Below are 14,131 nucleotides of genomic sequence, written 5' to 3' on the forward strand. Positions count from 1 at the left end.
ATGCTTTACAACATTCGTGAACTTGACAATTAAAGAGTGAAAAAATCAGCTGTTACGACAGGTATTTACCTACAATCGGCATCCTGCGCCCCATGCCAAATGCTTTTGGCGATACCCTTAAAATCGGCGGAGTTTGGTAACGCTTATGCTCTGCCGAATTGGTGAGCTTGATTACCCGCCGAACAGTTGCCTCATCATACCCCATCCGGATGATCTCGGCCGATGAGCAGCGGTTTTCGATATACTCGGCCAGGATCTTGTCGAGCACATCATATTCGGGCAGCGAGTCGGTATCTTTTTGATCGGGCCTTAGCTCGGCCGATGGGGGTTTAACGATTGAGTTAATCGGGATGATTTCCTTGTCGCGATTAATATATCGCGCAAGCTCAAAAACCTGTGTTTTGTACACATCGCCAATAACCGAGATACCGCCGCACATATCACCGTATAAAGTGCCATATCCTACAGCGGCCTCACTCTTGTTGCTGGTATTAAGTAAAATGTAACCGAACTTATTGCACATTGCCATTAACAAAACAGCCCTGCTGCGCGACTGGATGTTCTCTTCGGCGATGTTGAACGGCAAGCCATCAAACTGCGGGTTTAATGCGGTTTCAAAGGCTTCGGTAATGCTTTTGATAGGTACAATCTCATGCTTACAACCAAGGTTATCAACCAAATCCTGCGCATCTTTTAATGAATGATCTGTTGAAAAACGTGATGGTAGCAATACAGCCATTACATTTTGAGGGCCAAGCGCTTCGGCAGCCAGGGCACATACTACAGCCGAATCGATGCCACCCGACAAGCCTAAAATTGCCTGCTTAAAGCCCGATTTATAAAAATAATCCCGGATCCCGAGGATTACCGCCTGATGAATCTGCTCGATGTCACCGGGGCGCTCCGCTTTTATGGTTGTAGGGTGATCAAAACTTAGCGTGTTATATTCATTTAATGTATAGTAAGCCATGCTTTCCTCAAAATAAGGCATCTCATCAATCAGCTTACCTGTATTATCAAACACCAGCGAACCGCCATCAAATATCAGCTCCGTTTGGGCACCAACATGGTTAACATACAATAAAGGCAGTTTATAACGGCTGGCATTATCGCTTAAAATCTCTATCCGCTCCTCATCGTGGTTGTAAGCAAATGGCGACGCCGCTATATTGATCATTACATGCGGGTTCTGATGGATAAGCGTATCCATCGGGCGGGTAACATACAGCGGGTTTTCAATGGTATTCCACAGATCCTCGCAAATAGTGAGCGCTATGCGTTTACCTTTAAACTCGATACAGTTAAACTCGGTTGAAGGCTCAAAGTATCGATACTCATCAAATACATCATAATTAGGCAACAGCGCTTTATTTACCACTGCTTTCACCTGGCCATTCTCAATAAAATAGGCAGAATTGCTGAGGTCTTTACCCTCTGTTTTATGATTAGGGGTTGGTAAGCCAATGATACAAGCTATGTCAATGCATACTTCCGCTATCTTTTTAGCGGCATCATCGCACAGTCCTATAAATTCATCAAACTCTAAAAAATCGCGCGAAGGATAGCCGCAAACACATAGCTCGGCAAATACAACAAGGTCGGCCCCGTTATTTTTTGCCTTAATGATATGATCGATGATTTTATTAGTGTTCGATTCAAAATTACCTACGTGATAGTTGAGCTGAGCTAACGCGATTTTCATAGTATACGTGTATTTAGTCTTAAGTCGAATGCCTTTAGGCTGAAGTCAAAAAATACGACTTGCAACTTAGGGATATTGACTTAACAATAGTAGCAACATTATGCAAATAAAATTACTTTTGCCTCAAAGGATAAAGATGAACCCTACCCGGTATATAGCAAAGCAAATTTACTTAATTTTTTCCATCGGCCTGATATTAAGCGCCTGTACGCGCAACAAAAAAATTGATGTGAGCAATATCAATGTTGATGTTAAAATTGAGCGGTTCGATCATGATTTTGACGCCATGCGCAATAAGCCAATGGCGCTGCAGGCTGCATACCTGCAAAAACAATATGGCAGCTTTTATTCCGATTTTATTGAACGCATTTTACAGGTTGGCAGTACAAAGGATACAGCTTATTTTAAAGCCTTGCACGAGGTGTTTGCAGGCAAAGCCTATAATGACCTGAAGCACGATGCGGACGCCGCCTTCCCCAATATGGATCAGCAGAATGCCAGCCTTACTGAAGCTTTTAAATACATTAAATATTACTACCCTCAAAAACGCCTGCCACAGGTATATGCCTACATTTCGGGCTTCCAGGCGCAAACCACCGTTGGCGATGGCTATTTCGGCGTGGGTATCGATCTTTTCCTGGGTGCCGATTCGCGCTTTTACCCTTCGCTTACCAATGCCTTTCCGCATTATTTATCCAAATGGTTCACGCCGGATAATATTACGCCGCGCGTGATTGAAGGCATTGCACGTGAGGACATGTTCCCGGAAAATGACAATGATAAAGCCCTGCTTAATAAAATGATCTATAACGGCAAAATCATGTACTTTATGGACAGGGTATTGCCCGACGTGGCCGATAGCACAAAGATCCGATATACTACCGAACAGTTAAAATGGTGCAATGAATTTGAAGGTAAGATCTGGGGATACTTTTTAGAACAAAACCTGCTGTACGAAACCGATTACCAGAAAATTCAGAAATACCTTACCGAAGCCCCTTTCACCCCCGGTCTTGGCGAAAAGAATGAATCGGCACCAAAGCTTGCTGTTTGGACAGGCTGGCAAATAGTAAGAAAATATATGGATAAGCACCCTGATGTTACGCTACCTCAACTGATGGCCGATAAGGATGCCCAAAAGCTCCTGAACGAATCGGGATATCACCCCAAATAGCACAAAAAAAGCGCCTTCAAAATGAAAGCGCTTTTTATATCATTTCCCTGTTAGGGGAGTTACTTCATGATGGAAAAAACGCATTTCAAAGCAATCAGGACACCTATGATCAGGATAATGTTTGAAATAGAAGTATACATGAAGCCCGAATTGGCATCGCCGGCAAAACGCAGGTAAACACCTACTATACCGATAATAATAGCTACAGTTAATAATTTGTAGTGACCTTCTGCGTTAGCATTTTCCATTGATTCCATGGTACCGATTTTTAATGTTTGCGCAAAAATAGAAATGTTTACCGAAAAAGCGACAAAGTTTTTATGATTTTATGCCGCCGGCAAACCATGCCGGGTGTTTGCGTTTGTAATACCGATACATCGCCCACAAACTTATGCCTAAAATTATAAATACCCACAGATTAGCCAGGCCCAGGATCAGTTCAACAAAAAGTTGCCAGCCATTATTGAATGCTATAGCCAGGCGGTTAACAAAAGGCAACTGATAGGCAGAAGGGTCATCATTAGCTATCATTTCCTGGTTGATAAAATTGCTTTGGTAAAAGCTAAGGGTAACAATGCTGTATTTTACGGCTTCATCTGTGCGCATATTGCCAATTTGCTGATCAACCATATCATCTTTTAGCAACATCACATTCACCGGATTTTTGATAACCACTTTACCTTTCTTTTGCTGATCTACCAGGTCCTGGCGGTTTCTTAATTTCAGTTTTTCTGACAGGTAGTCAAGCGTTCTGTCTTCAATATCCATTTTCCGGAGCGTAACATACATCCCCATGTGGGCAACTTCGGTCATAAAGCTTTCAAGCTTCTCTGAAGGAAGTTTAACCGCCATGTCGGCGTTAGTTCTAAGGGCCGACACTCGTTTAACCGAGTCATTACTCACGCGAATATCTTCCGATCGTTCTACATCGGCCTGCATTTGATGATGCATCACCATGCCGCCATCACGAACGGTGAGTACCGCTATAGCATCGCCTGTTTGTTGAACATTTTTTACCTTGAAACGCATGTCGGCAGTTTTTACCAATTTGGTTATCGGGATATCCACCTTTGATGTGTCGGTTATCTTAGCCACCGTATCTGCACTTGATGAAGAAGCCTTTTCATCGCGGATAGCTTCATAATTTGAGCCTTTACATGCGCCCAGCAGCAACACGCCCGCCAGCAACGCCAGGAATAATTTTGTTTTCATAACTGTTTAATTTTCTTTGGTATACATTGATACAAAAGAGTGGCAGGAGGTAACCCTGACCATTGATTTTTGTTATGAATATGATGATTTCGCCGATTGGTTTGGGGACATTTATCTGATGGCAGAAAGTACTGGTCGAAGTTTAGCGATAGCGTAACTTCGTCCTAAAATGGTTTAAGCTTTCAGCTTAAACGAATAATTGGTAATAAACCATCCCTATCTAAATAATAATCCTTGGCGCTACTATACAAATATTCAGGTGGATACTCTACAGCTCCAGATTCAACCGGATTATTATGTAAATAATCTAACCTTTGTATCAGCATCTGATGTGTCGATAATTCTATAGGATGATTACTTTGCTGCCAAAACTGGTATTGTTCATTATTTGCATTCCGTTTCCCTGCGCGTTCAAACATCCATAATAACCATTCGCGCCTGCTTTCCTGAATATTCTCAGCGATGGCTTTTAAAATTGTCTTGGATGTATGTCTTTTCAAATCACGTAAGATATCTGACAAGTTACCTTTTTCGGTGCTAATGATCAAATGCACGTGGCTCGACATGATGCACCAGCGTACAATTCCAACCCTTTATTTTCTATGCAATACTTAAGGCTGTCGACTATTATATCACAATAAATTCGGCGCACAAAAACGTCTATCCAGTTTACCGTGGCAAAGCTTACAAAATAAAGTTGATCGTGTTCGTAAAAAGTGTATTTGCGGCCCATGGATACGAATATAGATTTAGGTAACCTCCTCTGGTCGAAGTTTAGCGATAGCGTAACTTCGACCTAAAATGTGTTAAGCTTTCAGCTTAACTGTAATAAATAATCGCCCTTCCTAATCATCAATGTAAAATGATTCGTTGAACTGATCTGTATATACTTATTACTGTGCAAGCAGGATGTTTGCCTCATTTTAACACTAAGTCACGCTATCGCTAAACATTGATCAGTATTAATAAACTATATGCTGCGCAAGCAGAATGCTTGCATTGTTTTAGGACGAAGTTACGCTATCGCTAAACTTCGGCCAGCTTTAAGGTTCCACATCCACACCCAACAAAAAAGGCTCTCCTCCCGGAAAGCCTTTTCTTATATAAAAGTATTTTAAACTTAGTTGCCGCCTGAAAGGGCTGCCGCACCACTCACGATCTCGGTAAGCTCGGTAGTAATGGCTGCCTGACGCGCCTGGTTGTATGAAAGCTTTAATGATTTCAAAAGCTCACCGGCATTTTCGGTTGCTTTATCCATCGCTGTCATACGTGCACCGTGTTCAGATGCGTTTGAATCCAATACAGCGCGGTAAAGTTGGATCTTGATATTTTTAGGGATCAATTGCTCAACAATTTCCTGTTGTGATGGTTCAAGGATGTAATCAACGTTAGCTGCCTTTACTTCCTCTTTCTTCTCGGCCTTTGGCACCGGTAATAACTGTTCAGTGATCAGGTATTGTACTGCAGCGTTACGGAAGTGGTTATACACCAGCTCCACACGGTCGTAATCGCCGTTAACAAAACCCTGCATGATAGCTTCGGTAATTTTTGAAGCATTCTCGAAGTTAAGGTCCGAGTACAGGTCATTGTTGTTACCAATTACGTTGTACTTACGCCTTTGATAAAACTCCTGTGCTTTTTTTCCGATAGCAACGATAGATACGTTACCGGCAGCAAGCTGCTTAGGATATTTTTCGGCAATAAGGTTATTGGCAGTTTTAATAACATTAGTGTTGAAAGCACCGGCCAAACCACGGTTTGATGATACCACAACTACCAATACACGTACCGGCTCACGCTCCTGAAGGTACGGAGAAGTGTTATCCTCCAAACTTGCAGATAAGTTAGCCAGCAGGTCTTTCAACTTACTTGCGTAAGGACGTAGCTGAATAATAGCGTTGGTAGCACGTTTCAACTTAGCAGCCGAAACCATTTTCATAGCCTTGGTGATCTGCTGGGTTGATGATACAGATTTGATCCTGTTTCTTACTTCTTTTAAATTAGCCATTCGTTATTGAGATGTGAGATTTGAGATATGAGATTTGAGATAAGCTCACATCTGCACCTTCAATCTGTTTATCTAATTTATAATGACGTCAGATGTGGGAAAGAGAAAAGTCTCAAATCTCACATCTAACATCTCATATCTAAAATTAATACCTTGCTGACAGTTCTTTAGCTACTGTTTCCAGTACGCCGGTAAGCTGATCATCAAATTTACCTGCTTTAAGGGCAGCTAAAACTTCAGGGTGACGAGCTTCTAACTGATCGGTAAATTCGGTTTCGAACTCCCTTACTTTATTTACCGGTACATTACGCATTAAGTTTTTAGTACCCAGGTAAATGATAGCAACTTGTTTTTCTACAGTTACCGGAGAGTATTGACCTTGTTTAAGGATCTCTACGTTACGGATACCTTTGTCTAACACATTTTTGGTTGAAGCGTCAAGATCTGAACCGAATTTTGAGAAAGCCTCAAGCTCACGGAACTGAGCCTGGTCAAGTTTCAAAGTACCGGCAACTTTCTTCATTGATTTGATCTGCGCGTTACCACCTACACGTGATACAGAGATACCTACGTTGATAGCCGGACGAACACCTGCGTTGAACAAGTTCGACTCCAGGAAGATCTGACCGTCAGTGATCGAAATTACGTTGGTTGGGATGTATGCAGATACGTCACCAGCCTGCGTTTCAATGATAGGTAATGCAGTTAATGAACCACCACCTTTAACGATGCCTTTGATAGACTCAGGAAGATCGTTCATTTGCTGCGCGATAGAATCATTTGCGTTGATTTTAGCGGCACGCTCTAATAAACGGCTGTGCAGGTAAAATACGTCACCTGGGTAAGCCTCACGGCCCGGTGGACGACGTAACAACAATGAAACCTCACGGTAAGCAACCGCTTGTTTTGACAAATCATCATAGATGATCAAAGCCGGACGGCCTGTATCACGGAAGTACTCGCCGATGGCAGCACCTGCAAACGGAGCAAAGAACTGCATGGTAGCAGAATCTGAAGCGTTGGCAGCAACTACGATAGAGTAAGGCATTGCGCCATTCTCTTCAAGCGTACGAACGATGTTAGCAACAGTTGATGCTTTTTGTCCGCAAGCCACATATATACAGATTACAGGCTTACCTGCATCATAAAATTCTTTTTGGTTGATGATAGTATCGATACAAACCGCAGTTTTACCGGTTTGACGGTCACCGATAACCAACTCACGCTGGCCACGGCCGATAGGGATCATTGCGTCGATAGCTTTGATACCGGTTTGTAATGGCTCAGTTACCGGCTGACGATAGATTACGCCAGGAGCTTTACGCTCAAGCGGCATCTCGTAAGTTTGACCGTTGATTGGGCCTTTACCATCAATAGGTGCACCCAAAGTATCAACAACACGGCCAAGCATGCCTTCGCCTACGTTGATTGATGCAATCCTGTTGGTACGTTTAACGGTATCACCTTCTTTAATATCGTCAGACCTGCCTAACAATACCACACCCACGTTATCTTCTTCAAGGTTAAGTACGATGCCTTGCAATCCAGTGCCAAATTCAACCAACTCGCCCGACTGTACTTTAGTTAATCCATAAACTCGTGCGATACCGTCACCCACCTGGAGTACAGTACCCACTTCTTCTAATTCAGATTCTGACTTGAAGCCGGCCAACTGCTGACGCAAAATTGCTGATACTTCGTCTGGTCTTACCTCTACCATTGTTTAAAATTTATTTAGAGTTTTACTTTTAATACTTATTAATTATGCTTGAACAGCAAATTCCTTTTTCAATTTCTTCAGGCTTGCAGCAATGCTGGTATCAACCTGCCTGTCGCCAACGGTTAAAACAAAACCGCCTATCAGCGCCGGATCAACCTTAGCATCTAATACAACGGTACCGCCAATGCTCTGCTGTAACTCTGCAATCAGGATTGCTTTATTAGCTGCAGAAAGTTCCGTAGCCGATGTAACATTGGCTTTGGTGATGTGGTTTTTAACGTTGTACTGGTTAATGTACTCGCCGGCAGTAAAGTATAATACCTCGCCACGGCCTTTGTTAACCATCAGCTTAAAGAAAGCGAGTGTAGTTTTGTTAACCTTATTTAAAAATATCTCGTCAAGGATCTTAACCTTTTTTGAGTGAGATATAATAGGATTAGCCAATACTGCTACCAGTTCGGGGCTGCCCTTCAGGGTTTTTAAGAAAAGGTCCATATCGGCTTTGATCACAGGAACAATTCCTTGTTCCTGTGCAAGATCAATGATCGATTTGGCGTACCTGGTTGCTACCGTGATTTCTGACATTTCTTTTTTATTTCGGATTTCGAATTTTCGATTTCGGAATTTTTATTTTGAATTTCGGCTTTTAAACTGATCAGCGAATATACCCGGAATAAATCCGAGATCCCACATCCCAAATCCGAAATCTTATAACTTCACTTCTTTTAATAACTGGCTTACCAGTTCGTCTTGCTGCTGCTGATCTTCAAACTGCTTGCGAAGGATTTTCTCAGCAATCTCTAAAGATAAAGTAGCTACCTGGTTCTTAACATCGGCCAAAGCAATAGCTTTCTGGTTGTTAATTTCAACACGGGCAAGCTCAATCATACGTGCGCCTTCTTTGTGAGCAAGTTCTTTAGCATCAGATACGATTTGATCTTTGGCTTTACGGGCTTCAGATAATATCAGGTCGCGCTCGGCACGGGCTTGTTTAATCAATGATTCGTTTTCATTGGTTAAACGGCTCATTTCTTCTTTAGCGGCTTCAGCTTTCAATAAAGCATCTTCAATTGAACGTTCACGCTCGCCAATGGCGGCCATGATAGGTTTCCAGGCAAACTTAGCTAATATAAAAAACAGAAATGCGAAAGCTACTGTAGTCCAAACAACTAAGCCTAATTCCGGGGTAACTAATGGATTCATTTTATATTGATCTCTTTTTCTACTTTAATAAAACATTTTAATAAGAACCGCCCCGGCGCCAACCGCTCCGGCGGCGGTTCTTAATTTTCTTTGAGCTGATTAACGTAAGCCCAGGAATGATACTACCACACCGAACAGAGCAGCACCTTCGATAAGAGCTGCAGCAATGATCATGGCAGTTTGGATTTTTGAAGCAGCTTCCGGCTGACGTGATATACCTTCCATGGCTTTACCACCAACCTGACCGATACCGATACCAGCACCGATTACCGCTAAACCTGCACCTAATGCAGCAATACTTCCAATCATGATTTTAAATTTAAAATGTTAATATATGTTATAGTTATTTACTAATTAATGATGGTGCTCCTCAATGGCAGTACCAATAAACAGGGCGGTAAGCAGTGTAAAAATGAAAGCTTGCAGGCCTGCTACCAACAACTCAAGCACATCCATAAACACTACAAAAGGCACCGAAACCAGCGAAACGTAAGCGCTTTTGAAAACGAAGATCAGCGATATCAGGGCAAGCACAATGATGTGGCCTGCTGTAATGTTTGCGAACAAACGGATCATTAACGCGAATGGCTTTGAAAAGATACCCAGTAACTCCACAACCCACCATAACGGCCACAACCAAACCGGCACAGAGCTCGGCACAAAAATGTGCGCCCAATAGTGTTTGTTACCGTTAAGGTTAACTACCAATAAGGTAATTACTGATAACACCATGGTTACCGCGATATTACCGGTAAGGTTTGATCCACCGGGGAAGAACGGCACCAAGCCAATCAGGTTATTGATCAGGATGAAGAAGAACACGGTCAACAATAACGGCATAAAGCGCGCGTACTTGTAACCTATGTTTGGCAACGCGATGTCATCACGAACAAACAAAATAACTGGCTCGAGGAACGATTGTAAACCTTTCGGCGCTTTGCCTACACGTTTTTTATAAGTTGATGCGATGCTCAGGAAAATCAACAGTAAAATCACCATTGACAATAACATCGAAGCTACGTTTTTAGTAATTGACAGATCAAAAACTGTAGCAGTAGTGTCAATTGTTTTGTCTTCACCGGTTACTGCCTTTATTTTATCATGAATAAGGGCATATTTATGGTACTTACCTTCATGAATTTTTTCGCCTTCTTCAAATACCGAAGACATGAAAACTTCCAGGCCTTTATCAGTGTAAAGTATTACCGGAAGGGGCATAGCAAGTTTTCCACCCATGTGGAAATAATGTGAGTCCGAAATGTGCTCCATAATGGTTTCAGTCGGATCAAATTTGGCTTCTTCCTTTGTTTCGGTGGCGGGCTCAGCAGGATTTTTTTCTTGTAAAGCGAGTGCTTTTACGGATACAAACAGCGAAAAAACGCTTAAAACGATACCTAAGGTGATTTTTTTTGAGTTCAAAACAGGCCTAAAATCCATTAGCAGAGAGTTTTTTACTTTAATTTTTGGTTGCGCAAGGTACACAACAAACCGTAAATTTCAAAGGCTATGTTTAAGAAATAAACGTAAAAAAAATTGGCCAGGAAAATCCCGTTGTTTGGTTTCACCTTCATCAGGAAAAACAGGGCGAAAAACATTGCTGCTAAAATCTTAACTGTGGTAGCAGCAAGGAAGGTTTGGGTGTACAACGAGTAGTTGATCTTACCCACAAAATTCACCAGAAAAACGGTGATAAATGTAAGCATCGATATAAAAAAAAAGATGAGCCAAAAGCGCGGCACGAGCCAGTTGGCATGGCCGGTATAATTAACCAAAACCGGGGGGATTGCCGTGATAATTACAAACAGGATAAAGGATAGGATAACTCGCAGCAATTTTTTAGTTTTTTACAGATCGTATAACAAGGAATAATGCAATGAACACCCCGGCAAGTGAAAGCGCGGCGGTAACCCACTTTACCTCGTGCCCGGCACTTTCATCTATCTTGTAGCCGGCAAAGGCGCAAATACCGATAATCGCAATCATCTGAAATGCGATACCGGTAAACTTAGCGTAGTTATTAACCTGCTTACCAATCTCATCTTCTTTATTTTGTTCATTTTCGGGCATGCGCAAATTTATTAAACCTATTGCATAATCTTTAGTATTTTAGCAATGCTTTTTAAACTACCGTATTGCATTGAGGCGATTATCATCATCCTATAAACCAAACACCAGCATTTTTTTTCTGTTTGCAGTTATATTGATAGCGGCAGGTTGCTCGCTTGAAAAACAAAGCGGTTTTAACCGCACCATGCAAAACCTTACTGCCCACTACAATATATTATTTAATGCCAACGAAATCTTAAGGCTCAAGCAAGAAAGCTACGCCGCATCGTTTCCGGATGCTTACAGCGAAATTTTAAATGTATATCCTGATACAACCGTGCAAACAGGAACTCCTGACAAGGACCTGGAAGAAGCCGTTGTAAAAGCCAACAAGATCATCAGCATTAAAGAGCAAAGCCATTATTTAGGCGATGCCTACCTGGTGCTGGGTAAATCGCGCTATCTCGAAGCTAATTATTTTGATGCGGTTGAATATTTCAACTACGTAACCCGTTCATTTGGCAAACAAGTCAATCTAAAGCAGGAAGCTTTGGTGTGGAAAACCCGCGGGCTCATGTACCTGAACCAGCTGCCTTTAGCCAAACTGGTAATTGATTCGGCCGTGCAGGATATTAATCCTAAAAAAAATATTACGGCTGATGTTTATGCTACCAAACTGCAATATGATATTATAACCCAAAACTATGCCGAAGCCGAAGAGATGGCAAAACTGGCTATTAAGTATAGTTATATCAGCAACCTTAAACTCCGCTGGACATTTATTCTGGGCCAGCTTCAGGAGCTTAACCTAAAACCGGCCGATGCTTACGAAAGCTATACCCGCATAGTTAAAAGTAATGCAAGTTTTGAAATGGCCTTTAACGCCAACCTTAACCGCATCAGGATCCGAGATAATCAAAATGGTATTAAGGTTAATAAAATAGACCTGCTGCGTGCCCTGCTTAAAAACAGCGACAACACCGATTTTTTCGACCAGATCTATTACCAGATAGGCGAACAACAATTTAAAGCAGGAGAAATTGACAACGCACTCAAAAGCTATAAAAAATCGGTAAGGGTAAGCACTAAAAACCAGAATCAAAAGGGTCTCTCCTACCTCCGCATTGCCGATATCAATTTTAAAAACAAAGCCGACTATGTAAGCGCCCGGCTTTATTATGATAGCACGCTGAATAATCTGTCGATAAATTATCCCGGCTATCAGCTCATCCGCAAAAAGGCCGATAACCTGCAAATCCTTACCCGTCTGCTCGAAACCATATCACGCGAGGATACCTTGCAAATGCTTGCCGCTTTGGATGAGAAAGCCCGCGATGCCAAAATAGACGAAATGGTAGCCCGTAAAACACGTCAGCAGCAACAGGCCGCCCTGGAAGCGAGTGCCAGCGCTGCAGCCAATGCCAATAATGGTGCGATGCCAAATGCCTTCGACAGGAACAATAATTCGTCATCCTCTAACAAAAACAGCGGCAGTACTTTTTACTTTTACAATAATGGTGCCGTAAGCCAGGGTTATAATGACTTTAAGCGTTTATGGGGTAACCGAAAGCTTGAAGATAACTGGCGCCGTAGCAGGCGTTCAAATACAGGTATTCCTACAGCCAATACCGGCATTGGTGGTTCACAAGTTAATGATCCGGATGCACCGGTCGGCAGCGTTGCTTATAATAGTACTAACGTATCGGCGGGCACCTATCGACAGGACCTGGTTAAAAACCTGCCCCTTACCCCTGCTCTCCTGCAGCAATCAAATTTCAGAATCTATAACGCCTATTTTGAAATGGCCAACTTTTATCGCGACATATTGGAAGATAAAAAGGAAGCTATTGCCACTTATGAAACTTTGCTTACCCGTTTCCCTCAAAACAGCGATAAGCCTTCAATTTATTATAACCTGTACAGGCTTTATGCCGATGTCGACTCGGCAAAATCAAATGATTACAAAAACAGGCTATTGAAAGAATACCCCGAAAGCATTTTCGCCAAGGTTATCCTCGATCCTGATTATGCCCGTAAAATGGCCGATGTTGATGCCGAATTTAACGGATTTTACAACCAGGTATATGATCTGTACTCGCAAAAACAATATACCCAGGTGATCGAAAAGGCAAACGACCTGCTTAACAAATACCCCGACAACAGGTACGCAGCCCAACTATATTACCTCAAGACCATTGCCGCCGGGCACATGGAAAAGCTGCCGCCATTTCAGGCCGATCTGCAACTGATAGCCGCAAAATATCCGCAGGATAAACTCATTGCCCCACTGGTTAACCAGCATCTTGCTTATATCGATTCAAACAAAACCGAGATAGCCGCCCGCCCGGTTGTGTTGTTTAATGACGATCCTAACGAAATCCCGTTTACCCCGCCGGTAGCCTACCAAAAGCAAACAGAGTATCGCCCGCCATATACGCCATCGGCTCAAAACGTCACTCCCCAGGAGCGGTTGCCCGAGCGGGATACGCGTGTAATAGCCGGGGCCAAAACATCGGCACCACAAATTCAACAGGCTGCAATTCAACAACCAAAACAACTTGCCGTGGGGCAGATACCCTTGCCGCAGCATCAAATGCCGGATACTTCACGCGATATCGCCGCACAGCCTGTGCCAAAACAAATAGATACCATAGCTACGGCGCCGGCGGCTGCCATCAATAAAACGCCTGCGGTAAACTATATATTCGGCAAGCGCGATAGTACCAACTATTACTTTGTGATAAATGTTGCCAGTGGTACAACTAATCTGGCCTCAACGCGTTTTGGTGTAGGGCAGTTTAACCGTACCCGATATACACGCAGCGAAGTTATCCACCACGTAAAAACCGTTGGCGATAATAACCAGCTGATATATGTTGGCCGCTTTTACAGCCTTGCCGATGCCAAGGATTATGCCCGCACCATTGTACCCCTGCTACCCGATATTATGAAGGTACCGAGGGACAAATACAGCTTTTTTATCATTACCAAAGAAAATCTGGATAAATTAGCAACCCAAAGTATATTGGATAGTTATTTTGACTACTACCAGAAATTTTATTAAAA

14 protein-coding genes are annotated in these 14,131 nt (G+C 42.6%); 2 read left to right on the top strand and 12 right to left on the bottom strand.

The genetic code is table 11. The features are described 5' to 3' along the window. Positions 1-52: 52 nt before the first annotated feature. Positions 53-1,702: an NAD+ synthase gene (locus ACEN9X_RS07580; protein ID WP_413669797.1), complete on the bottom strand. Its 1,650-nt coding sequence runs from the start codon at positions 1,700-1,702 to the stop codon at positions 53-55. 100 nt (positions 1,703-1,802) lie between these two features. On the opposite strand from ACEN9X_RS07580, the gene gldB reads away from it, so the two are divergent. Further along, positions 1,803-2,876 carry a gliding motility lipoprotein GldB gene (gldB, locus tag ACEN9X_RS07585; protein WP_413669798.1) on the top strand — a complete coding sequence of 358 codons (1,074 nt, stop codon included), beginning with the start codon at positions 1,803-1,805 and terminating at the stop codon, positions 2,874-2,876. A gap of 59 nt (positions 2,877-2,935) precedes the next feature. On the opposite strand, the gene ACEN9X_RS07590 is transcribed toward gldB, so the two are convergent. The 11 genes from ACEN9X_RS07590 to ACEN9X_RS07640 all read right to left on the bottom strand — a co-directional run bounded on the left by ACEN9X_RS07590 (position 2,936) and on the right by ACEN9X_RS07640 (position 11,086). Next, the gene (locus ACEN9X_RS07590) at positions 2,936-3,133 is read right to left on the bottom strand and encodes a hypothetical protein (RefSeq protein ID WP_413669799.1); all 198 of its coding nucleotides are present in this window, start codon (positions 3,131-3,133) and stop codon (positions 2,936-2,938) included. Between the two features lie 61 nt (positions 3,134-3,194). Continuing rightward, positions 3,195-4,088: a DUF4349 domain-containing protein gene (locus ACEN9X_RS07595; protein ID WP_413669800.1), complete on the bottom strand. Its 894-nt coding sequence runs from the start codon at positions 4,086-4,088 to the stop codon at positions 3,195-3,197. A 182-nt stretch (positions 4,089-4,270) separates the two neighbouring features. Further along, complete coding sequence (locus tag ACEN9X_RS07600; RefSeq protein WP_413669801.1) at positions 4,271-4,654, bottom strand: hypothetical protein; 384 nt, start codon at positions 4,652-4,654, stop codon at positions 4,271-4,273. 554 nt (positions 4,655-5,208) lie between these two features. Next, entirely contained in the window at positions 5,209-6,096 is an 888-nt protein-coding gene (gene atpG, locus ACEN9X_RS07605; RefSeq protein ID WP_090530320.1) for an ATP synthase F1 subunit gamma, read from the bottom strand. 145 nt (positions 6,097-6,241) lie between these two features. Next, positions 6,242-7,816 carry a F0F1 ATP synthase subunit alpha gene (gene atpA / locus ACEN9X_RS07610; RefSeq protein WP_413669802.1) on the bottom strand — a complete coding sequence of 525 codons (1,575 nt, stop codon included), beginning with the start codon at positions 7,814-7,816 and terminating at the stop codon, positions 6,242-6,244. 42 nt (positions 7,817-7,858) lie between these two features. Next, positions 7,859-8,401 (bottom strand): ATP synthase F1 subunit delta, encoded by a 543-nt coding sequence (gene atpH, locus ACEN9X_RS07615; protein WP_413669803.1) that lies wholly within the window; start codon positions 8,399-8,401, stop codon positions 7,859-7,861. A 123-nt stretch (positions 8,402-8,524) separates the two neighbouring features. Beyond that, entirely contained in the window at positions 8,525-9,019 is a 495-nt protein-coding gene (gene atpF, locus ACEN9X_RS07620; protein ID WP_413669804.1) for a F0F1 ATP synthase subunit B, read from the bottom strand. A gap of 99 nt (positions 9,020-9,118) precedes the next feature. After that, positions 9,119-9,328, bottom strand: coding sequence for an ATP synthase F0 subunit C (gene atpE / locus ACEN9X_RS07625; protein ID WP_091171878.1), 210 nt, complete (start codon positions 9,326-9,328; stop codon positions 9,119-9,121). Positions 9,329-9,373: 45 nt separating this feature from the next. Then, complete coding sequence (gene atpB, locus ACEN9X_RS07630; protein ID WP_413669805.1) at positions 9,374-10,456, bottom strand: F0F1 ATP synthase subunit A; 1,083 nt, start codon at positions 10,454-10,456, stop codon at positions 9,374-9,376. Positions 10,457-10,470: 14 nt separating this feature from the next. Further along, positions 10,471-10,851 carry a hypothetical protein gene (locus tag ACEN9X_RS07635; protein WP_413669806.1) on the bottom strand — a complete coding sequence of 127 codons (381 nt, stop codon included), beginning with the start codon at positions 10,849-10,851 and terminating at the stop codon, positions 10,471-10,473. 4 nt (positions 10,852-10,855) lie between these two features. Further along, complete coding sequence (locus ACEN9X_RS07640; protein WP_413669807.1) at positions 10,856-11,086, bottom strand: AtpZ/AtpI family protein; 231 nt, start codon at positions 11,084-11,086, stop codon at positions 10,856-10,858. 70 nt (positions 11,087-11,156) lie between these two features. Between ACEN9X_RS07640 and ACEN9X_RS07645 the strand changes: the two genes are divergently transcribed. Then, on the top strand, positions 11,157-14,129 hold the full coding sequence (locus ACEN9X_RS07645; RefSeq protein ID WP_413669808.1) for a tetratricopeptide repeat protein: 2,973 nt from the start codon (positions 11,157-11,159) through the stop codon (positions 14,127-14,129). Positions 14,130-14,131: the final 2 nt, after the last annotated feature.

This window comes from Mucilaginibacter sp. Mucisp86 (assembly GCF_047324315.1).
Taxonomy (GTDB): Bacteria; Bacteroidota; Bacteroidia; order Sphingobacteriales; family Sphingobacteriaceae; genus Mucilaginibacter.

Excerpts from the sequence above, each read along its gene's own strand:
- atpF (WP_413669804.1), bottom strand. The coding sequence starts at position 9,019 with ATGAATCCATTAGTTACCCCGGAATTAGGCTTAGTTGTTTGGACTACA.
- ACEN9X_RS07580 (WP_413669797.1), bottom strand. The coding sequence starts at position 1,702 with ATGAAAATCGCGTTAGCTCAGCTCAACTATCACGTAGGTAATTTTGAA.
- ACEN9X_RS07600 (WP_413669801.1), bottom strand. The coding sequence starts at position 4,654 with ATGTCGAGCCACGTGCATTTGATCATTAGCACCGAAAAAGGTAACTTG.
- atpA (WP_413669802.1), bottom strand. The coding sequence starts at position 7,816 with ATGGTAGAGGTAAGACCAGACGAAGTATCAGCAATTTTGCGTCAGCAG.
- gldB (WP_413669798.1), top strand. The coding sequence starts at position 1,803 with ATGCAAATAAAATTACTTTTGCCTCAAAGGATAAAGATGAACCCTACC.
- atpH (WP_413669803.1), bottom strand. The coding sequence starts at position 8,401 with ATGTCAGAAATCACGGTAGCAACCAGGTACGCCAAATCGATCATTGAT.
- atpE (WP_091171878.1), bottom strand. The coding sequence starts at position 9,328 with ATGATTGGAAGTATTGCTGCATTAGGTGCAGGTTTAGCGGTAATCGGT.
- ACEN9X_RS07595 (WP_413669800.1), bottom strand. The coding sequence starts at position 4,088 with ATGAAAACAAAATTATTCCTGGCGTTGCTGGCGGGCGTGTTGCTGCTG.
- atpG (WP_090530320.1), bottom strand. The coding sequence starts at position 6,096 with ATGGCTAATTTAAAAGAAGTAAGAAACAGGATCAAATCTGTATCATCA.
- ACEN9X_RS07640 (WP_413669807.1), bottom strand. The coding sequence starts at position 11,086 with ATGCCCGAAAATGAACAAAATAAAGAAGATGAGATTGGTAAGCAGGTT.
- atpB (WP_413669805.1), bottom strand. The coding sequence starts at position 10,456 with ATGGATTTTAGGCCTGTTTTGAACTCAAAAAAAATCACCTTAGGTATC.
- ACEN9X_RS07590 (WP_413669799.1), bottom strand. The coding sequence starts at position 3,133 with ATGGAATCAATGGAAAATGCTAACGCAGAAGGTCACTACAAATTATTA.